This window comes from Acutalibacter caecimuris (genome assembly GCF_034335085.1).
Taxonomy (GTDB): Bacteria; Bacillota; Clostridia; order Oscillospirales; family Acutalibacteraceae; genus Acutalibacter; species Acutalibacter caecimuris.
Map to the genome: position 1 here is coordinate 142,912 of NZ_JAWXXJ010000001.1, position 19,476 is coordinate 162,387.

Below are 19,476 nucleotides of genomic sequence, written 5' to 3' on the forward strand. Positions count from 1 at the left end.
ACTTTTTACAAAAAGTCCCCTAAGTGGGGATCGGGGCAAAGCCCCGACCGCCGGAGGCCAGTGGGGACCGGGGCAAAGCCCCGGCGGGGGGCCCAAAGTGGGCTGGGGCAAGGCCCCGGCCGCCGGGGGCCAGGGGCGGGATATAAACATAGAAAGCGGGGATAGTTTGAACATACGTGAATTGGAGCTGCTGAGCTGGGATTTGCGGCAGCGGGTTTTGGACTTGATTATGGCCGGGGGCGGGGGGCACATTGGCGGGGACATGAGCCTGCTGAACGCCCTGCTGGCGCTTTACGAGAACCACCTGCGCATCAGCCCGGAGAGCGCCGGTGACCCGGACCGGGACAGGTTCGTGCTCTCGAAGGGGCACGCGATGGAGGCCTATTACGCGGTGCTGTGCCACCGGGGCTTTTTGGACTGGGCGGAGGTGGAAAAGGGGTTCTCACGGTTCGGCTCGCCCTACATTGGCCACCCCAACAACAAGCTGCCGGGGGTAGAGATGAACGCCGGCTCGCTGGGCCACGGGCTGCCGGTGTGCGTGGGGATGGCTTTGGCCGGGAAACGCAAAGGGGCCGGGTTCCGGGTGTACACCATTATGGGGGACGGGGAACTGGCCGAGGGCTCTGTTTGGGAGGGGGCCATGGCCGCCGGGCACTACCGGCTGGACAACCTGTGCGCGGTGGTGGACCGCAACCGGTTGCAGATCTCCGGCACCACCGAAGAGGTGATGGGGCATGAGCCGCTGGCCGGGCGCTTTGCCGCCTTTGGCTGGGAGGTGCTTTCGGTGGACGGGGACTGCCTGGCCCAACTGGACAAAGCCTATGCCAGGGCCAAGGAACTTACCGGGAAACCGGTGGTGATCATCGCGAACACCACCAAGGGCTATGGCGCGGCGCTGATGGAGGGCAAGGCGGCGTGGCACCACCATCTGCCCACTTGGGAGGAGTACGGGCAGATTAAAGAAGAGTTTGCAAAAAGGAAGGAGGCGGCCCGGTATGCATAACATACCCAACCGGCAGGCGATCTGCCAGGCCCTGATGGACAGGGCCGAAACCGACCGGGATATTGTGGTGCTGTGCAGCGACAGCCGGGGCAGCGCCAGCCTGGCGCCCTTTGCCCAGCGGTTCCCGGCACAGTTTGTGGAGGTGGGCATTGCGGAGCAGAACCTGGTGAGCATGGCCGCGGGGATGGCTGCCTGCGGGATGAAAGCCTTTGCGGCCTCGCCGGCCTGTTTCCTCAGCACCCGCAGCTATGAGCAGGCCAAGGTGGACTGCGCCTACTCGGACACCAATGTGAAGCTGATCGGCATTTCCGGCGGGGTAAGCTACGGGGCGCTGGGGATGAGCCACCATTCGGCACAGGATATTGCGGCCATGAGCGCCCTGCCCAATATGCGGGTGTACCTGCCCAGCGACCGGCATCAGACAAAGCGCCTGACGGAAGCCCTGCTGGAGGACCACAGGCCGGCTTACATCCGGGTGGGGCGCAACCCGGTGGAGGATATTTACAGCGAAACCCATTGCCCCTTTGTGATGGACCGGGCCAACTGGCTGATGGGGAAAGGGGAAAAGGTGCGGGCGGCGGTGATCGCCTGCGGGGAGATGGTCTACCCGGCGCTGGAGGCCGCCAGGCGGTTGGGGCAGCGGGGCATAGCCGCCAGCGTGCTGGATATGTACTGCGTGAAACCCCTGGACCGGCAGGCTGTGGAAGAGGCCGCCGCCGCGGCGGAGGTGGTGGTGACGGTGGAGGAGCACGCGCCCTACGGGGGGCTGGGCAGCATGGTGGCCCAGGCAGTGGGCGCGTGCTGCCCCCGGCGGATACGGTGCCTGGCCCTGCCGGACGCGCCGGTGGTTGCCGGGACCAGCCGGGAGGTGTTTGCCCACTACGGGCTTACGGGCGAGGGCATTGCCCGCTGTGTAGAGGAGATGTTGGGATGCAGTATATCTTGAGCATAGACCAGAGCACCAGCGGCACCAAGGCCCTGCTGCTGGACCGGGAAGGGGAACTGGTGGGGCGGGCCGACCTGCCCCACGCCCAGAAGGTAAACGGGAAGGGCTGGGTGAGCCACGACCCGGTGGAGATCTACCGGAACACCCTGCTGGCGGCCGGGAAACTGCTGGACGCCACCGGGGTGGACCCGGCGGGGATTGAGGCCATTGGCATAAGCAACCAGCGGGAAACGGCGCTGGTGTGGGACAGGGACACCGGCCTGCCGGTGGCGGACGCGGTGGTGTGGCAGTGCGGCCGGGCCCAGGACATCTGCGCACGGTTGGCGGGGCGGGGGGAGGAGATCAGCCGGAAAACCGGGCTGCGGCTTTCCCCCTACTTTCCGGCGGCCAAGTGGGCCTGGCTACTGGAGAATACCCCGGACTTGCAGGGCCGGCGCCTGTGCGCGGGGACCATTGACAGTTGGCTCTTGTACAAGCTGACCGGGCAGTTTAAGACGGATTACTCCAACGCCAGCCGTACCCAGTTGTTTGACATCCACCGGCTGTGCTGGGACCAGGGGCTGTGCGGGGCCTTTGGGGTGGACAGGGGGCTGCTGCCCGCTGTATGCATGAGCGACAGCCGCTTTGGGGACACGGACCTGGAAGGGCTGCTGCCCCGGCCGGTGCCGGTGCACGGGGTGCTGGGGGACTCCCACGGGGCGCTGTTTGGGCAGGGCTGCGTGAAACCGGGCATGGGCAAGGCCACCTACGGCACCGGGTCTTCGGTGATGGTGCACGTGGGGGAGGCGCCGGTGCACAGCGGCCGGGGCATTGTGACCTCGCTGGCCTGGGGCATGGGCGGCAAGGTGCAGTATGTGCTGGAGGGGAACATCAACTACGCGGGGGCCGTGACCACCTGGGTGGCAGAGGGCCTGGGGCTGCTGGCATCGCCCAAAGAGGCGGGCCGGGTGGCGGCACAGGCCGACCCGGAGGACGGGACCTACCTGGTGCCGGCCTTTACCGGGCTGGGGGCCCCGTACTGGCAGCCCGCTGCCAGGGGGATGTTTTGGGGCATGGGCCGGGGTACCGGCCGGGCGGAACTGGTGAAGGCCGCGGAAGAGTGCATTGGGTACCAGATAGCGGACGTGGTGGAGGCCATGCGCGAAGAGGGCATCCCCCTGACAGAACTGCGGGCGGACGGGGGGCCCACCAGGGACGGGTATTTGATGCAGTTCCAGGCGGACATACTGGGCCTGCCGGTGGCCGTGCCGGAGCGGGAGGAGCTTTCCGGCATGGGCGCGGGGTACTGCGCGGGCATTGCCTGCGGGCTGTACCGGCCGGAGGTACTGGAGCGGGCCGGGCGCCACAGCTACCGCCCCCAAAAGGGTAGCGGCTGGATGGAAAAGCACTATGGCGGATGGAAAAAAGCGGTAGGTATGCTGGTATAAAGTACAGACGAAAACAAAGGAGGCAGGCGTTAGGGCGTGCCCAAAGGCGTTGTTATACGCACAATGTTTTGGCGATGGGTAAGGAAAAGTTTCGTCCACCTTTTCAAAGGTGGTAGGGTTTTTAGGGGCAACGCCCCTAAACCGCCGGAGGCCGGTTACTTCGTCATAAAACACTGGTTTTGGACACGCCCAGGCATTATGCCGGCTGTGGAAAAATGGGGGATGTTGGAGATCAGCCGCTACTGCCCCCAAAAGGGTAGCGGGTGGGGGGAAAAGCACTATGGCGGATAGAAAAAAGCGGTAGGTATGCTGGTATAAAGTACAGACGAAAACAAAGGAGGCAGGCATTATGCTAACTGTGGAAAAATGGGGGATGCTGGAGATCAGCGCCCCGGGCAAAACAGAGGGGAACCCCTTTACCGACTACACTTGCACGGCGACCTTTAAGGGGAAGGAGGAAACCGTTACGGTAGAGGGCTTTTACGACGGGGACGGCACCTATAAGGCCCGGTTTATGCCCAGCTTTGAAGGGGAATATACCTACGAAATGGGCGGCAGCTTTGGCGAGGCTGTGGCCGGCGGGTTTACCGTGACCCCGCCGAAAGCGGGGAACCACGGGCCCATGCGGGTGGTGGGGCAGTTCCACTTTGCCTATGAGGACAGCACCCCCTATTACCCGGTGGGCACCACCTGCTACGCCTGGGCCCATCAGCCGGAAGAGGTGTACCGGCGGACGCTGGCGGAGCTGGACAAGGGGTATTTTAACAAGATGCGCTTTTGCGTGTTCCCCAAGCATTACATCCACAATTTCCGGGACCCGGTGACGTTCCCCTATGAGGGCACGCCCATGGACAACAGCGGCCTGTGCGAGGAGAACTTTACCTATGAGATGGACATCTCCGGCAACCGGTGGGACTTTACCCGGTTTAACCCGGCGCACTTCCGCCGCATAGAACGGTGCCTGGAGGACCTGATGGAGCGGGGGATAGAGGCGGACGTGATTGTGATGCACCCCTATGACCGCTGGGGGTTTAAGTCCATGACCTCGGAACAGGACGACCTGTACTGGAAGTATGTGATTGCCCGGTTTGCCGCCTACCGCAACGTGTGGTGGAGCTTGGCCAACGAATATGACCTGCTGGCGGCCAAGACGCTGGAGGACTGGGAACGCTACGCCGGGATCATCTGCCAAAACGACCCCTACCGGCACCTGCGGGGCATCCACAACTGCATGGCCTTTTACGACCACAGCAGGCCGTGGATTACCCATTGCAGCTTACAGAGGCAGGACCTTTACCGGCACGTGGAGTATACGGACGAGTACCGCACCCGCTGGGGCAAGCCCATTGTGTGGGACGAGATCAGCTACGAGGGGAACATTGACATGGGCTGGGGGAATATCTCCGGCCAGGAGCTGGCCAGGCGGTTTTGGGAGGCTGCCCTGCGGGGCGGCTACGCGGGCCACGGGGAAACCTTTGTGGACGAGCGGGAGGATATCCTGTGGTGGAGCCACGGCGGGGAACTGCATGGGGAGAGCCCGGCGCGCATCCGCTTTTTGCACGGGATACTGCGGGAAACCCCCGGCTACGGCCTGAAACGGGGCCAGGGCAGCTTTGACGAGGTGGTGGGCGTACCCGACGGGCCGGGCTTTTTGGCCTTTGGCGGCGGCGCCGGGTACGAGATACACTACTACGGGTTTGGGCGGCCCAGTTTCCGGGACTTTACGAAACCGGCGGGGGAACAGTGGAAGGCGGAGGTTATAGACACCTGGGAGATGACCGTGACCGGCGCCGGGGTGCACGAGGGCAAGTTCCGCATAAAGCTGCCGGGGAAAGAATACATGGCGGTGCGGCTGACCAAACTGCCCGGCTAAGTACGGCGGTAAAAAAAGAACCTGCCCTGTCCGCGCGGCCCTGTGGGGCGGCCCGGATGGGGCAGGTTTTTTGGTCGGTTATGCCGGTGGGCGCGGGCCTGGTCAGGCGCCATGGCCCTCCAGGTCGCGGACGATGGGGGGGAGCTGGGAGATCATGTTGTCCATATCCTCAAACATGGCGCTTTTCGTGGTACCCAGGCGGCTGGCGTTGTTGATGTGCGCCTGGACCTGCTGGTTCAGGTCCTTGATACGGTCAAAGAACTTGCAGATGACCTGAAGCTCTACCTGGGAGTTCTGGATGACGCTGGAGATCTCCTCCTGCACGTCCAGGGCGCTGTCCGCGGAGGCGGTGATGCTTTGGAAACTCTCATCGGTCTGGGTCACGATGCCCACGCCCTGGCCCAGGGTGGCCTGGGAGTGGGCGATTTTGCCGCTGAGGGCATTGGCGTGGGTTTCGATATTGTTGACCTCGGCGTCTACCTCGCCGGCCAGGACCTTGATCTCCTTGGCCAGGTCCTTGACCTGCACGGCCACCACGGCGAAGCCCTTGCCGGCCACGCCCACCCGGGCGGCCTCGATGGAGGCGTTGAGGGCTAGGATATTGGTTTCGTCGGCAATGGACACGATTTTGCCCATGCACTGCTGGATGCCGTTGATGGCGGCCTGAAGCTGGGCGAAGGTTTCCGCCATTTCCGTATAGGAGCCCTGGACGGCGGCGGAAACTTTGCCAAGCTCTACCATAAGGGCCTGGGCGCCGGAAACGCTCTCTGCGATGCCGGCGCGCACCTGGCCGAACTGGCCGGCGGTTTCGTCGATATTGGCGAAGGAATCGCCCAGGTCCTGCAGCTTGTTCTGGAACAGGGCGGCCTCTTGCACCACCCCGGAGAAGGAGGAGTTGACCAGGCTGAGCTCTTGCAGGGCGGCCACTTCCTTTTGCACCAGCTCCTGCCGGTACTGGCCCAGGCTTTCGGCCACGTGCAGCACCGGGTACAGGTCCTGGGGCTCCTGGGGCTGGCGGGGCTTTTGTTTCCGATTGAAAAAGATACCCATGGTGTCCCCTCCTTTACTCAAAGACCACGCAGGTCATGGACTGGTTGACAAAACGGTTGTTGTAGTGCTCGCCATAGCCCACCAGGCCGGCGTGGCTGCCCAGGACCGCCATATCCTGCAAATAGCGCTGCATATAGCCGTGCTGGGAGAACAGCTTGTAGCGGAACAGGCAGTTGACGGAGAAAACGGCGGAACGGCGGGGGAAGTCGGCGGTGATTTGCCGGATGGTTTCCTGGGTGATGGCTTTGTAATCGCCCAGCTCCAGCAAAAGGAGCACGTCGGAATCATTGACCTGGCGGAAACAGGCCAGGGCGTTGCCCACCACCTCTTTGATGGAGATGATGCAGGTGTCGTCCCCGTTCAGCTTGCCGAAGGGGTTTTGGAAGGTGCGGGTGAGGATCTCCTCGTCGGTGACATGGAGGATGTCCTTATACACCTGCTTGGCGGGCTTGCCGTTGAGGCTGCCCAATATGTAGCGGGCCCGGTCCGTGTTGGAGGCGATGAAACGGTAATCGCCCAACTGGTGGTAGATGTTCTCTTTATATGCCTTGACCCGGCCCCCCCAGGTTGCGTACCAGGCCGTAGGCCACGGCGTCTTGGTAGACCCGGCCGTTGGCGGAAACCCGGCCCTGGTCGCCGGTGCCGCCCATAAGGCAGACGTTGCGCCGGCGCAGTACCGTGTTGATGGTGGTGAGCACGCAGGCGTCGTTGCCGCTGCAAAAATCGATGCAAACCGTGTTTTCCTCGGCGGCCTGGACGGTTTTTATGTCCGCCTCCAGCCGGCGGATATACTTGGCGGGCATGGTGGAGGCTTCCTCCAGCACGTTGGCCGTGGCGCAGACGCCGTCATAAAAAGCGATGACCACCACGCCGCGCTGTACTACGGTGGTGTGGTAGCCCATGCCGATACACCCGATGCTGGGCACGCCGGGGAACTGTTTTTCAAGCTCTGCCACGTGCTTTTCAAACTGCTCGTTGGTGGATAGTAGCATGATAAACTGCGGGGTATGCAGGCCGCGGAGCGCTTCGTCCAGGTTGCCGCTCTGGCTCATACCAAAGAATTGTTTCAAGCTGTTGTCACTCCCCTATGGTTGGTTTTAAGGCAACGCCGCACAAAGACCGGCCTACGGCCTTTGCTTACGATCCGCTTGCCTATTTTCCGTCATAGCACACAGCTTTCGCTTGCCAATCGCCAGATTGAAGGCGCTCAATCTGTGCACTCTGACGAAAAATCTGACGGCGCAACGCGCGCACAATCTTTGTGCGGTGTTGCCTTAAGCTATCTTCTCTGGTAAAGATTATACGTGAAAACCGGGCGGCTGTCAACTGCGGATATTGGGGGGGCAGGGGAGGCGGGCTTTCATCATTGACAAATACCCCCTTGGCTAGTATAATATGGAAAGGGTGGGCTGTGCCCATCCAGTTTTCACATGAGGGAGTGTGGAGTATGATGGACAGTATTCGCAAGAAGATTACGACCTGCCTGATTGTTACGGTGGTGCTGGCTTTGCTGGCTGTAGGCGCCGCGAGCATCTGCCTGACCTACCGCAACACCCTGACCACGGTGGAGGGCATGATGGGCGAAACGGCCCTGCTGGCCTCCCAGCGCATTACCCAGGAACTGACGGCTTATAAAAACGTGGTAATAGATACGGGCTGTGTGCCGCAACTGGCAGACAGCAGCGTGCCCGTGGAGGAAAAGCGCGCCATTATGGATGAGCGGGTGGCCATGCACGGTTTCCAGCGGGGGAACGTGATCGGCCTTAACGGGGTCAGTATTTTTGACGGCAAAGACTACTCTGACCGGGAGTATGTGCAGCGGGCCATGGCGGGGGAGGTGTATGTTTCCCAGCCTTTGGTCAGCAAGGTGACCGGGGAGCTTTCCATTATGGTGGCGGCCCCCCTGTATGCCGGCGGCAAGCACGGGGCCGACATTGTGGGCGTGGTCTACTTTGTGCCCCCGGAAACCTTTTTGAATGACATTGTGTCCTCGGTGCGGGTCAGCGGCAGCAGCCGGGCCTATATGCTGAACCGGGCGGGCGACACCATTGCGGACGCCACCCTGGAAACCGTCACCACCCAGAACATCGGCCGGGAGGCCCAGACGGACAGCTCGCTGAAGGAGCTGGCGGCGATCCACCAGGCCATGTGCCAGGGGCAGGCGGGCTTTGGCAGCTTTAACGCCCAGGACGGCCCCCGCTTTGCGGCCTACGCCCCGGTGGATGGCACGGACGGTTGGAGCCTGGCTGTGACCGCCTTGCAGCGGGACTATTTGGGCGATACATACTTCTCTATTATTGTGAACCTGGCGGTGATCCTGCTCTCCATTTTGGCCTCGGTGGTGGTGGCGCTGAAACTTTCCACCAACATCAGCCGCCCCATGCGGGCCTGTGCCCAGCGGATGAAACGGCTGGCCGCGGGCGACCTTTCCTCCCCTGTGCCCGAAACCGTTGGCCGGGACGAAACCGCAGAACTCACCCGCTCTACCGGGGAGCTGGTGGCAGGGCTCAACGGGATCCTCCATGACATCAGTTTCCTGCTGACCCAGATGGCGCAGAAGAATTTTGACATCCGTTCGTTCCACCGGGAAGCCTATGTGGGCGAGTTTGAAACCATTTTGCAGGCCATGCGCGGGCTGAAGGAACAGATGAACGCCACCATGCGCCAGATAGACGCCGCCGCGGGGCAGGTTTCGGCCGCCAGCGGGCAGGTTTCCTCCGGGGCCCAGACCCTGAGCCAGGGGGCTATGACCCAGGCGAGTTCGGTGCAGGAACTGGCCGCCACCATCACCGATATCTCCGCCAGCGCCCGGCGCACCTCGGCCGCGGCCGAGCAGGCCGGCGTGTTTGTGGGCCAGGCCGGGGCCCAGTTGGGGGCCAGCGTAGAGGCGGTAGGCGAACTGAACGGGGCAATGGGCAAGATCTCCGGCTCCTCCCAGGAGATCGCCAAGATCATCGCCACCATTGAGAACATTGCCTTCCAGACCAATATCTTGGCCCTGAACGCCGCGGTGGAGGCCGCCCGGGCCGGGGAAGCGGGCAAGGGGTTTGCGGTGGTGGCCGAAGAGGTGCGCAACCTGGCCACCCAGTCGGACGAGGCGGCCAAGGCTACCAGGGAATTGATAGAGGGCTCTATGGCCACGGTGGCTGAGGGCAACGAGGCCGTGGGCCGGGTGACCGGCGCCTTGGAGCGCACCAGCCAACTGGCCGGCCAGGTGACGGCCCAGATGGACATTGTGGTGCAGGCGGTGGAGAGCCAGACCAGCGCCATCGCCCAGGTAACGGAGGGGGTCGAGCAGATCTCCTCGGTGGTGCAGACCAACAGCGCGACCGCGGAGGAGAGCGCCGCGGCCAGCGAGGAGCTTTCCGCCGAGGCGGGCAGCCTTAAGCAACTGGTGGACCAGTTTACTTTGGGCCAGGACTAGGGCTTTTAGAGAAAGCCAGAAAAGCCGCCCTTTGCCCATAAGGGGCCATATGCTGTGTGAGAAATCCCCGCTAACCGGAAGGTTGACGGGGATTTTTTTGCACCACCCCGGCCGAAGGGAGTGTCCAAAGCGAAGAGTTTATAACGAAATTTTGGCCTTCGGCGATTTAGGGGCTTTGCCCCTAAAAACCCCACCACCTTTGAAAAGGGCGAGGGCCACCGGGGGTGGCCGTTACGAGCCTACCGAACCGGCAGGTGAGACGACGAAACTTTTACCATTTGGTTGCCGGAGCCCCGTTTTTAATCCCTTCGTTTTGGAAACACCCCTGCCGAAAAAAGCCTTGACATTTTGACCGGGCTGTTATAGGCTTATTTTAAGTATAATCGTATAAAGGGGACAGAGGGGGCCTGGGGGCGGGCCCTGCCCCTGGGAGGTTTAGCCATGACAAAGGCAAGGAACAACACCATCGACCTGTTGCGGCTGATAGGGGCGTTTGCCGTTATCTGCCTGCACAATTTTAGCGGCAGCAATGTGGCCTGGGCAGAGGAAGTGGTGGCCCTGGCCCGGTTTGCCGTGCCCTTATTCTTTGTGTTCTCCGGCTATTTTTCGGTGGGCTTTACGGCCCGGCGCAAGTGGATGCAGGCGGCCAAGCTTTTTTTGCTGGCGGTATTTTCCAATCTGGCGTATTTGGGGGTGGACCTTTCCCGGCAGGTTTCCGCCCAGGCGGCCCAGCACCGTCTGCGAGAACTGTTCTCTGCCGGGCGGGTTTGGGACTTCCTCCTGTTTAACGAATCCCCGATCAGCGGGCACCTGTGGTTTTTGGGCGCGCTGCTCTACTGCGTTTTGCTGGATATCCTCTTTTCCGCGGCGGCCCAAAAGCTGCCGTACAAAAAAGCCGCGCTGGGTGCCCTTTCGGCCCTGCTGCTGCTGGGGGGCCTGGCCCTCTACCATACCCTGGCCCCCCGGCCCGCGGCCGGTTTCCAGCTATACCATTACCGCAATTTCCTGCTGCTGGGCCTGCCCTTCTACCTGCTGGGCAAGCTGCTAAAAATTTGCAGCCCCCTGCGGCCCCTACCGGGCTGGGCCTATTGGGTGCTCATCCCAGGCTGCTGCGCCCTGGCCCTTGGGGAGTTTAAAGCCCTGGGCGTGTGGGAGCTCTACCTGGGCGCGGCCCTGCTGGCTTTGGTGTTGGCCCATCTGGCGGCCTGCCACCCGCTGGCGGCCCCCAACAAGCCGGTGGCGGCGCTGGCCTGGCTGGGCCGGTACGCCTCGCTGCCGGTCTACATCGTACATATCTATTTCCTGGACCTGATCCGGGGGGCCTACTACGCCTACCTGCCCTGGCAGCGGGAATTTGGCCTATACCATATGCTGGCGCTGTTTACCTTCCTGGTTTCCCTGGCTGCGGGGGCGGCCGTGGGGGCGGTTGTCTGGTTTTTCCAGAGCAGGAGGAAAAAGGCCGGGACGTAAGGGCGGGCTTGGTACCGCACAGCCAGGGCCGGGGGGAGAACACACAGGGGGAGCAAGCTATGATCAAGATTTTACTGACCGGCGACCTGCATTTGGGCCGCAGCTATCAAAAAGAGGACCCGGAGGTGGCCGCGCGCTACCGGGAGGCCCGTATGCAGGCCCTGCGCAACGCCGTGGCGGTGGGCAATGGGGAGGGCTGCGGCTTTCTGGTGATTGCCGGCGACCTATACGACAAAGTCCGGGGCATACCGGCCACCCTGCACCGGGAGGCCTGCGGGGCTCTGGGGGAGTTTGGCGGCCATGTGCTGGTTTTGCCGGGCAACCACGACTATTACAGCGGGGAGGGGGACTTGCTGTGGAAGAAGTTTGAGGAGTACTCCCCCTCCAATACCAGGGTGCTGAAAGAGGGCCGGCCCTACAGCCTGGGGGAGGTGGACTTTTACCCCTGCCCCTGCCATGACAAGCATTCCGCCGGGAACGCTTTGGGCTGGCTGGGGGACGGGGCCGCCGGGGACCCGGCCCGGTACCGGGTGGGCATTGCCCACGGGGCGCTGGAGGGGCTTTCCCTGGACCAGGACCAGCGTTATTACCCGATGACTTTGGGCGAACTGGAAAGCAAGGGGATGGACGTCTGGCTGCTGGGCCACACCCATGTGCCGTACCCCCCTGCCCCGGAGGACGTACCGGGCCAGCGGGTGTTTAACGCCGGCACCCCCCAGCAGACCGACATGGCGGACCACGCCACCGGCGAGGTGTTTGTCATAGAGATTGCCGGGGATAAGTCCGTTAGGGCCCGGCGGCGGGAAACCGGAGTCATCCGGTTCGCCCAAAGGGCGGTGGAGGTGGGCCGGGGGGAGGACCTGCGCCGGGCCCTGGCCTTCCCAGACCCGGACCCTGCCGCCGTTTCCCTGCGGGTGCTGCTCTCCGGCACAGCCGCCGCCGGGGACTACGAGGACCGGCAGGCCATCTACCGGCAGGCGGGCCGGGGCTACCTGTCCTTCGAGGTGCGGGACAGCGGCCTGCGCCAGGAGATCACCCCCCAGATGATAGACAGGGAAACCGTGCCGGGCTCCCTGCTGCACCGGCTGCTGGCCGACTACGGGGAGGATGCGGAACTGCTGGACCTGGCCTTTGGCCTGATGCTTGCCTGTAAGGAGGAGGGCTAGGATGGAGATATGGCGCTATTCCAACGAGCAGTACGCCGGTATGCACGGCCAGGACCTGGCCTTCCGGCCCGGCATGAACGTGGTTTTGGGGGATAACGAAACCGGGAAGAGCACGGTGATTGTCGGCATCTACGACACCTTGCTGGTGAGTTCTAAAATCAACCGCAAAACCGGCAAAAGCTTTGTGGCCCAGCGTTTCCCCACCAACCGGAGCACCAGCATCGACGGGACCGTGGGCCTTACCGTCAACGGCCGGCGGCTAACCGTGAAGAAGGAGTGGGATTTGGCCAACAGCGACCCCCGCACCGTGCTGCTTTTTGACACCGGAGAAAAGTTTACCGGCCCTGCCGCCGAGGAGGAACTCTGCCGGCTTTTGGCCTTTGGCGCCGGGGTGTATGACCACATTGTGTTCGGCAGGCAGAGCAACGAGGCGGCGGTCCTGGACTGGTACTTCGGCTTTATGGAGGCCGGCGCCGGCGGCAGGGCCAGCGGCGAGGTCCTCCGGGCCCGGCAGGACGTGGGGGACGTGCTGTCCGCGGCAGGGGGCGTTTCCGAGGAACAGTACCTGAAAAAGCTGGACGAAAAGCTGGAGGAACTGGGCGCTTTGTGGGATTTTGCCGCCCAGGGCCCCAAAAACCGGCGGGGCATCCGCAACCCCTACAACAAGGGGGTGGGGCAGATCCTGGCCGCCTACTACGCGCTGGAAAACCGCCGGCAGGAGCAGGCGGACGCCAGGGAACTGCTGGCAGGGTACGAGGCCCTGAAGACCCGGCTGGAAACCCTGGGGCAGGAGCGGGAAAGGCTGGAAACCCAAAACAGGGAGTTGCAGGCCCAAGAGCACAGCGCGGCGCTGGAAAGTTCCCGGCAGGCGGCGGAAAAGGAGCTGGCGCGCATGGAACGGGCCCTGGAGGAATGGCCCCGGCTGGAGAAGGAGTACGCCCACCTGGCCGCGCTGAAACAGGAGGCCGGCCAGCGCCAGAACCGGGACAAAAGGCAGGCTTTGCAGCAGGCGCTGGAGCGCGCCAGGGACCTGGGCCGCCGGCGCGAAACGCTGCGGCAGGCAGCCGGGCCCCTAAAGGACGCGGAGCGGGACGGGGAAACGTGCCGGCGGCTGCTCCGCCGGGCAGGGGCCGCCCAAGCCAGCCTCAGCAGCGGGAAACTGCACGCCAGCATCGCCCTACAGCCCGGCTACACCGCCACCCTTACCACGGCCGGGGGCACGGGTGCCCCTGTAGGGGCCCGCTGCGAGCAGGATGTGGACGGCTTTGCCCTGATTGAGATCCCCGGCGTGGGCGAGATCCGGGTCGCCCCCCAAAATCTGGATATCCCGGCCCTGCAAGGGCAGATAGAGGCGGACAGGGCCGCGGCCGGGGCCCTGCTGGAGAAGTACGGCGTGGCGGATCTGGCCGGGCTGGAGGGGAAAGCGGCGGCGTACGCCCAGGCCGTGAAGGACCTGGACCGGCTGGAACTGGAGCTGGCCCGGCTGCCCGGCGGCAGTGTGGAGGCCCTGGAGGCAGCGCTCCAGAGCATCCCCCTACAGGAGGATGTGGCCGTGCGGGAGGACCTGGACAGCGCCATCCGCCTGGCATTGGCGGGCACCGGGGCGGATACCCTGGAGGAGCGCATGGCGGTGGTGGCCTCAGCCTTGCGGGGGTATGAGCGGGAGAACGTAGCCCTTGCCCGGCTGCGGGAGGCCGCCGCCAGGAAAAGGGAAGAGGCCGCCGGCCTGGGGGAGAGGCTCCGGGCCCTGCCCCCCTGCCCCCTGACCATGGAGGCATACCAGGCGCAAAAGCGCCGGCTGGATGCCGCCCTGTACGGCGTAAACGGCAGCGGCGGGCTCCTGCGGGAGATCGACGAGTTGAACCGGGAGATCGGCGCAAAGGAGGAGGCCGCCAACGAGGTGGACTTGGCCGGGCTGGAGGCCGGGGTGCAGGAGCTGCAACGGCAGTTTGAGGCGAAAAAAAGGCTTTACAGCCAGTACAGCAGGATCCGGGCGGACTTTCTGGCCCTGAAAGAGGCCCAGGGGGACCGTTTCGCGCCGTTCTACCGGCAGTTGGACGAGTACCTGTCCCTGGTCACCGGCGGCCAGGTGCGGCTGGGGGAGGGGGCTACCCTGCAAAGCCGGCAAAACCGCCTGCCCGCCAGGGAACTGCTGTCACGGGGCACGCAGCAGGCAGTCCTGCTGGCCTTCCGGCTGGCCCTGCTGCGGTTCTACTTCCAGCAGGAGGGCGGCCTGGTGGTGCTGGATGACGTTCTGTTGGACATGGACCCCGGCCGCCGGCAAAACGCCGCCCGGCTGCTGCAAGCCTTCGCCGGGGGCAACCAGGTGATCTTCACCACCTGCGACCCCGCCATCGCGGAACTGCTGGGCGGCCACCTGATCCGCCTGGGCCCGTAGCCGGTTTTCCGGCCGGCCGTGGGGCGGACTTGCACCTTTTTCCGGGACAGGCATATACTGAAGATAGGCCTTGGTTTGCAAGAGAGCCAGGGCCATATCTTTTCTGGAGGTATTCCCAGCATGAACATGAAGATCTATTCGGGTTCTTCGGCCTGCGGTGACGGCTGCGACTGCGGCCGGCCGTCTTGCCCGCCCCCCTGCTGCCCTCCGCCCTGTCCGCCTTGCCCACCCTGCCCGCCGGGCGGCCCCACCGGCCCTACGGGCCCCACCGGCGCTACCGGCCCCACGGGTGCCACCGGCGCAACGGGCGCTACCGGCGCGACGGGCGCTACCGGGCGCATCGGGCCCACGGGCCCTACTGGGGCGAACGGCAATACCGGCCCCACGGGCGCTATGGGCCCTACCGGCGCCAATGGCCTGGCCGGCCCCACCGGCCCCAGGGGTGATACCGGCCCCACAGGGGCTCCGGGCGCAAATGGCGCTACCGGCCCTGCCGGTGCCACCGGGGCAACCGGCCCCACGGGCCCCACAGGCGCTACCGGCGTAGCCGGCGTTACCGGCCCCACCGGCCCCACGGGCGCGGCAGGCGCCACCGGCGCAGACGGTGCCACGGGCCCCACGGGTGCAACCGGCGCTACCGGCGTGGACGGCGTTACCGGCCCCACCGGCCCCACGGGCGCGGCAGGCGCCACCGGCGCGGACGGTGCCACAGGCCCCACGGGTGCAACCGGCCCCACAGGCGCGGACGGTGTCACCGGCCCCACCGGCCCCACGGGCGCGGCAGGTGCCACCGGCGCAGACGGTGCCACGGGCCCCACGGGTGCAACCGGCGCTACCGGCGTGGACGGCGTTACCGGCCCCACCGGCCCCACGGGCGCGGCAGGCGCCACCGGCGCAGACGGTGCCACCGGCCCCACAGGCGCAACGGGCGCCACCGGCGCGGACGGTGCCACCGGCCCCACCGGCCCCACGGGCGCGGCAGGCGCCACCGGCGCAGACGGTGCCACCGGCCCCACAGGCGCAACCGGCGCTACCGGCCCCACCGGCCCAGCCGTAACAGCCACTGCCATGAGCGCCTCTAACACCACCGGGCAGACCCTTGCGGTGGTGCTGGGGGGTACCCCGGTGCCCCTGCCCAGCGCCCAAAACCTGGACGGCTTTACGGCCGACGGCACGAATACCGTTTTTACCGTGCCTGAAACCGGCACCTACCTGATCACCTACCGGGTCAGCCCCACGGTGGCGGTGGCCCTGTCCTCCCAGGTGCTGCGCAACGGTGTGGCCATCCCCGGCTCGGTGTTTGCGCCCGTGGCGTCCGCCACCGGGTACGAGGCTACGGTGGTCACCCCCCTGGCAGCCGGCGATACCCTGACGCTCCAGTTGTCCGGCGTCATCGCGGGCGTGGTGCTCCAGGGCGGCTCCGGCGCGTCGATGACCGTGGTACGTCTGGCCTAAGCGGCCGCTTTTCCTGTGTGTAAGTGGGAAAGCCTCCTGCCCCAGGGAGGCTTTCCCACCTTTATTACGGCAACCAAACGGATAGGAGGGCTTTATGGCAACCATCAGCCTTTGTATGATCGTCCGGGACGAGGAGGACGTATTGGGCCGCTGCCTGTCGTCCGTGGCGGACCTGGTGGATGAGATCATCCTTGTGGATACCGGCTCAAAGGACCGCACCAAAGAGATAGCCCAGGCCTTCACCGGCCAGGTTTTTGACTTCCCGTGGATCGACGACTTTGCGGCCGCCCGGAACTTTTCCTTCTCCCACGCCCACTGCGCGTACTGTATGTGGCTGGACGCGGACGATGTGCTCGCCCCGGCGGACCGGGAGAAATTCCTCCGGCTGAAGGCGGGCCTGGGGGAGGATGTGGACGTGGTGATGCTGCCCTACTACACCGGCTTTGACAGCCAGGGCCGGGTCACTTTCTCTTATTACCGGGAGCGCATTGTGCGCAACCACGCGGGCATGGCCTGGAAGGGCGCGGTGCATGAGGTGATCGAAACCAAAGGCAAAGTGCGCTACGGCGATTGCGGCATTACCCATCAAAAGCTGCACCCTGCCGACCCGGACCGGAACCTGCGCATCTTCGAAAAGCTGCTGGCCCAGGGTACGGCCCTGGACCCCCGCCAGCAGTTCTACTATGGGCGGGAGCTGTACTACCACCGGCGCTACCAGGAGGCCCTTCAGGTGCTGCGGGATTTTCTGGACAGCCGGCAGGGCTGGCTGGAGAATAACATAGAGGCCTGCCGCCAGTGCGCCTACTGCTGGTATGCCCTAAACCGGGAGGACCTGGCCCTACAGGCGTTGCTGGAAAGCTTTGCCTACGACCTCCCCCGGGCGGAAACCTGCTGCGATATCGGCCAGCATTTCCTGGACCGGCAGCTTTGGGAGCAGGCCGCCTACTGGTACCACCGGGCGCTGGAATGCCCGCGGCAGGACAGCCGGGGCGGTTTTGTGCTGCCCGAGGCCTACGGCTTTTTGCCCTGCATCCAACTGTGCGTGTGCTACAGCCGCCTGGGCCGGCAAGAGGAGGCCCAGACCTATAACGAGCGGGCAGCCCAGTTCCAGCCGGACGCGCCCGCGGTAGCCTATAACCGGGCCTACTTCGCCAGCCTGAACCCCGGCTTGGCAGAGTAGAAGGCTTGTGCAGGGCCCTTTCCCGCGCCCGTGATGGCCAACAGCGGCCTGTTTCGCCAGCCTAAACCCCGGCGCGGCAGAGTAGAAAACTTGGGCAGGGGCCCTTTCCCGCGCCCGTGATGGCCTACAGCGGCCTGTTTTGCCAGCCTAAACCCCGGCGCGGCAGAGTAGAAAGCTTAGGAAAAGGCCCCGTACAGCGTAGGCTGTGCGGGGCCTTTTCTCTTGCCCGGACGGGTGCGGGGATGGCCAACGCCTACACACCCGCAAAGCCTCAGCAAGCCCCCACTCTAGCCTTGCTACTTTTAGCCAGCTACCCTAGAGTCTGTTTTAAAACTCCAAAACGCCGTCTATTTTGCCCAAAAACGGTGCTTTCTGTGTCAACAATCCTCGAAAGGCGGCAAGCCTTTCTTGCGGTTTTTTCCTTGAAAGCCCTCGTTTTTGGACAAAAATCCGGCATTTCTCCGGCTTTAAAACAGACTCTAGCGCCTGCATAAAACAGCCAGCCCCCCAAAAGCCAGTTTTTTACCCGGCAGATGGGACCCCTTCAAGCAAAACGCCCCCATAGGTACCGCTTGCCCAAAACCAGAGTTCCCCTGCTTTTCATAAACCCAATCCAGTAGCTCTATTCCAAAGTTTCGGCGATCCTCCACTCCGATCCCGTAACTTTAGTTAGCTACCCTAGCGCCTGCATAAAACAGCCAGCCCCCCAAAAGCCAGTTTTTTACCCGGCAGATGGAACCCCTTCAAGCAAAACGCCCCCATAGGTACCGCTTGCCCAAAACCAGAGTTCCCCTGCTTTTCATAAACCCTATTCAGTAGCTCTATTCCAAAGCCTCCGCAAGCTCCCGCCCCACCTCGAAAACTTTAGTCAGCTACCTTGGTGCCCACATAAAACAATCTGCCCCAAAAGCCGGGTTTTTACCCGGAAGGCTGCCAATATCCCCCAAAATACCCCCTTACTATCCCCCTAAGACCTGCCCCATATCCCCTTAAGAACCCGGTAGGACCAGTTGGGTACCTGGGTAATAGTGGGCCAGTATCTCCTGATAATTGGCCCCTCTTTTGGCCAAAAACACGGCCCCGGCCTGGCTCATGCCCACGCCATGGCCCCAGCCTCGCACCGTAAAATGGAAACCTTCCTCGTCTAGTGCCACCGTAAAACTGGCGCTGCGCAGCCCGAAAGCTGCCCGCAGTTGGGTGCCAGTGACCGTTGTGCCGCCCAATAAGGCGCTCTTCACCATGTGCGAGGGGGTATACGTCACATCGGTCAGCCAGTCCTCTACGGGCCCATCAAGCCCCTCTCCTGCTATCTCCAAGGCCGCCTCCCGGAACTCTTCCAGGCTAAAGTCCGCCGTAGAGAGGTACCCGTCACTGAAAGCGTCGCCCGGGCTGGCCACCGCCTGCAAGTAGGGGTGTTCCTCCCCGGCGTCGGGGGCCCACACATGGGCGGCAGCCTCCGTACTCCCCGGCGAAATGGCGAAGTAGCTGGTAAGCGCCAACTCCCCCTGGTAGGTCAGGGTCTGGCCCAGCACCGCGTCAACAACACCGGCCAAAACGGTGGCATGGGCGTCGTAGTTCTCCCCCCAGCGGGCCCGCATGGCCGTTTCCGGCACATACACAAGCCAGTTGCTGGTGTCGCATTCAATAGGTACATTGTACATACGTTGATAGGCATAATAGGTGTACGCGGCCACGGTTTGGGCCTTCAGGGACTCGGCTGGGCTTTGCAAATCCATCTCGCAGGCCAGGGTTCCCATCAGGAATTCCCGCTCGGAAACGGTGAGGGTTTCGCCGGTGGCCCTGTCCTGTAGGGTGAAGGTTTGGGGCGTAGCCGTGGTAGGCGCCGGGCTGGGTGAGGGCGCGGCTGTAGGGCTTGGGGCAGGGCTGGGGCTTTCCCCGGTAGCCGGGTTTTGGCAAACCCAAACAGCAGCCGGCATCAGGGTGATGACAAGGTACAGGAATAGGAATGTGAGCAAAAGGGCTTTGTGGCTTTTCATGGGAAGGACTCCTTTGTTTTGGGGTAAAGGGTATTCGTGTGATTTTGACAAGGTATAGCCTGTTTCCTTCAAAATACAAAGGAAACA

Annotated in this window: 14 protein-coding genes; 10 read left to right on the forward strand and 4 right to left on the reverse strand. The window is 63.8% G+C overall.

The features are described 5' to 3' along the window. Positions 1-166: 166 nt before the first annotated feature. The 4 genes from U8U01_RS00770 (at position 167) to U8U01_RS00785 (ending at position 5,249) form a co-directional block, all read left to right on the forward strand. A complete protein-coding gene (locus tag U8U01_RS00770; protein ID WP_367575580.1) occupies positions 167-1,003 on the forward strand; it encodes a transketolase in 837 nt (278 codons plus the stop codon). Continuing rightward, positions 996-1,949 carry a transketolase family protein gene (locus U8U01_RS00775; RefSeq protein ID WP_322168925.1) on the forward strand — a complete coding sequence of 318 codons (954 nt, stop codon included), beginning with the start codon at positions 996-998 and terminating at the stop codon, positions 1,947-1,949. Before U8U01_RS00770 ends, U8U01_RS00775 begins: the two co-directional genes overlap by 8 nt. Further along, positions 1,934-3,376 carry an FGGY-family carbohydrate kinase gene (locus tag U8U01_RS00780; RefSeq protein ID WP_322168929.1) on the forward strand — a complete coding sequence of 481 codons (1,443 nt, stop codon included), beginning with the start codon at positions 1,934-1,936 and terminating at the stop codon, positions 3,374-3,376. The genes U8U01_RS00775 and U8U01_RS00780 overlap by 16 nt, the downstream gene beginning before the upstream one ends. 349 nt (positions 3,377-3,725) lie before the next feature. After that, positions 3,726-5,249 carry a DUF5605 domain-containing protein gene (locus U8U01_RS00785; RefSeq protein WP_322168932.1) on the forward strand — a complete coding sequence of 508 codons (1,524 nt, stop codon included), beginning with the start codon at positions 3,726-3,728 and terminating at the stop codon, positions 5,247-5,249. Between the two features lie 102 nt (positions 5,250-5,351). On the opposite strand, the gene U8U01_RS00790 is transcribed toward U8U01_RS00785, so the two are convergent. Genes U8U01_RS00790 through U8U01_RS17395 form a run of 3 tightly spaced genes read right to left on the reverse strand, consistent with a single transcriptional unit; the run spans position 5,352 to position 7,369 of the window. Then, complete coding sequence (locus tag U8U01_RS00790; RefSeq protein WP_322168935.1) at positions 5,352-6,299, reverse strand: methyl-accepting chemotaxis protein; 948 nt, start codon at positions 6,297-6,299, stop codon at positions 5,352-5,354. Positions 6,300-6,312: 13 nt separating this feature from the next. Further along, a complete protein-coding gene (locus tag U8U01_RS17390; RefSeq protein WP_367575581.1) occupies positions 6,313-6,819 on the reverse strand; it encodes an FIST C-terminal domain-containing protein in 507 nt (168 codons plus the stop codon). A gap of 19 nt (positions 6,820-6,838) precedes the next feature. Continuing rightward, complete coding sequence (locus tag U8U01_RS17395) at positions 6,839-7,369, reverse strand: FIST N-terminal domain-containing protein (RefSeq protein ID WP_367575582.1); 531 nt, start codon at positions 7,367-7,369, stop codon at positions 6,839-6,841. A gap of 377 nt (positions 7,370-7,746) precedes the next feature. Here U8U01_RS17395 and U8U01_RS00800 point away from each other — a divergent pair, with 377 nt between their 5' ends. The 6 genes from U8U01_RS00800 to U8U01_RS00825 all read left to right on the forward strand — a co-directional run bounded on the left by U8U01_RS00800 (position 7,747) and on the right by U8U01_RS00825 (position 17,392). Beyond that, positions 7,747-9,723, forward strand: coding sequence for a methyl-accepting chemotaxis protein (locus tag U8U01_RS00800; RefSeq protein WP_322168938.1), 1,977 nt, complete (start codon positions 7,747-7,749; stop codon positions 9,721-9,723). A 441-nt stretch (positions 9,724-10,164) separates the two neighbouring features. Then, entirely contained in the window at positions 10,165-11,193 is a 1,029-nt protein-coding gene (locus U8U01_RS00805; RefSeq protein ID WP_322168940.1) for an acyltransferase family protein, read from the forward strand. 59 nt (positions 11,194-11,252) lie between these two features. Next, entirely contained in the window at positions 11,253-12,359 is a 1,107-nt protein-coding gene (locus tag U8U01_RS00810) for a metallophosphoesterase family protein (protein ID WP_322168943.1), read from the forward strand. A 1-nt stretch (position 12,360) separates the two neighbouring features. Continuing rightward, on the forward strand, positions 12,361-14,757 hold the full coding sequence (locus U8U01_RS00815; RefSeq protein ID WP_322168945.1) for an ATP-binding protein: 2,397 nt from the start codon (positions 12,361-12,363) through the stop codon (positions 14,755-14,757). A gap of 120 nt (positions 14,758-14,877) precedes the next feature. Further along, entirely contained in the window at positions 14,878-16,212 is a 1,335-nt protein-coding gene (locus U8U01_RS00820) for a BclA C-terminal domain-containing protein (protein WP_322168948.1), read from the forward strand. A gap of 94 nt (positions 16,213-16,306) precedes the next feature. Continuing rightward, positions 16,307-17,392 (forward strand): tetratricopeptide repeat-containing glycosyltransferase family 2 protein, encoded by a 1,086-nt coding sequence (locus U8U01_RS00825; protein ID WP_322168951.1) that lies wholly within the window; start codon positions 16,307-16,309, stop codon positions 17,390-17,392. A gap of 989 nt (positions 17,393-18,381) precedes the next feature. Here U8U01_RS00825 and U8U01_RS00830 read toward each other — a convergent pair. Beyond that, on the reverse strand, positions 18,382-19,389 hold the full coding sequence (locus tag U8U01_RS00830; protein WP_322168953.1) for a SpoIID/LytB domain-containing protein: 1,008 nt from the start codon (positions 19,387-19,389) through the stop codon (positions 18,382-18,384). Positions 19,390-19,476: the final 87 nt, after the last annotated feature.

Coding starts and splice junctions, on each gene's coding strand:
- U8U01_RS00775 (WP_322168925.1), top strand. CDS start 996: ATGCATAACATACCCAACCGGCAGGCGATCTGCCAGGCCCTGATGGAC.
- U8U01_RS00780 (WP_322168929.1), top strand. CDS start 1,934: ATGCAGTATATCTTGAGCATAGACCAGAGCACCAGCGGCACCAAGGCC.
- U8U01_RS00785 (WP_322168932.1), top strand. CDS start 3,726: ATGCTAACTGTGGAAAAATGGGGGATGCTGGAGATCAGCGCCCCGGGC.
- U8U01_RS00790 (WP_322168935.1), bottom strand. CDS start 6,299: ATGGGTATCTTTTTCAATCGGAAACAAAAGCCCCGCCAGCCCCAGGAG.
- U8U01_RS00800 (WP_322168938.1), top strand. CDS start 7,747: ATGATGGACAGTATTCGCAAGAAGATTACGACCTGCCTGATTGTTACG.
- U8U01_RS00805 (WP_322168940.1), top strand. CDS start 10,165: ATGACAAAGGCAAGGAACAACACCATCGACCTGTTGCGGCTGATAGGG.
- U8U01_RS00810 (WP_322168943.1), top strand. CDS start 11,253: ATGATCAAGATTTTACTGACCGGCGACCTGCATTTGGGCCGCAGCTAT.
- U8U01_RS00815 (WP_322168945.1), top strand. CDS start 12,361: ATGGAGATATGGCGCTATTCCAACGAGCAGTACGCCGGTATGCACGGC.
- U8U01_RS00820 (WP_322168948.1), top strand. CDS start 14,878: ATGAACATGAAGATCTATTCGGGTTCTTCGGCCTGCGGTGACGGCTGC.
- U8U01_RS00825 (WP_322168951.1), top strand. CDS start 16,307: ATGGCAACCATCAGCCTTTGTATGATCGTCCGGGACGAGGAGGACGTA.
- U8U01_RS00830 (WP_322168953.1), bottom strand. CDS start 19,389: ATGAAAAGCCACAAAGCCCTTTTGCTCACATTCCTATTCCTGTACCTT.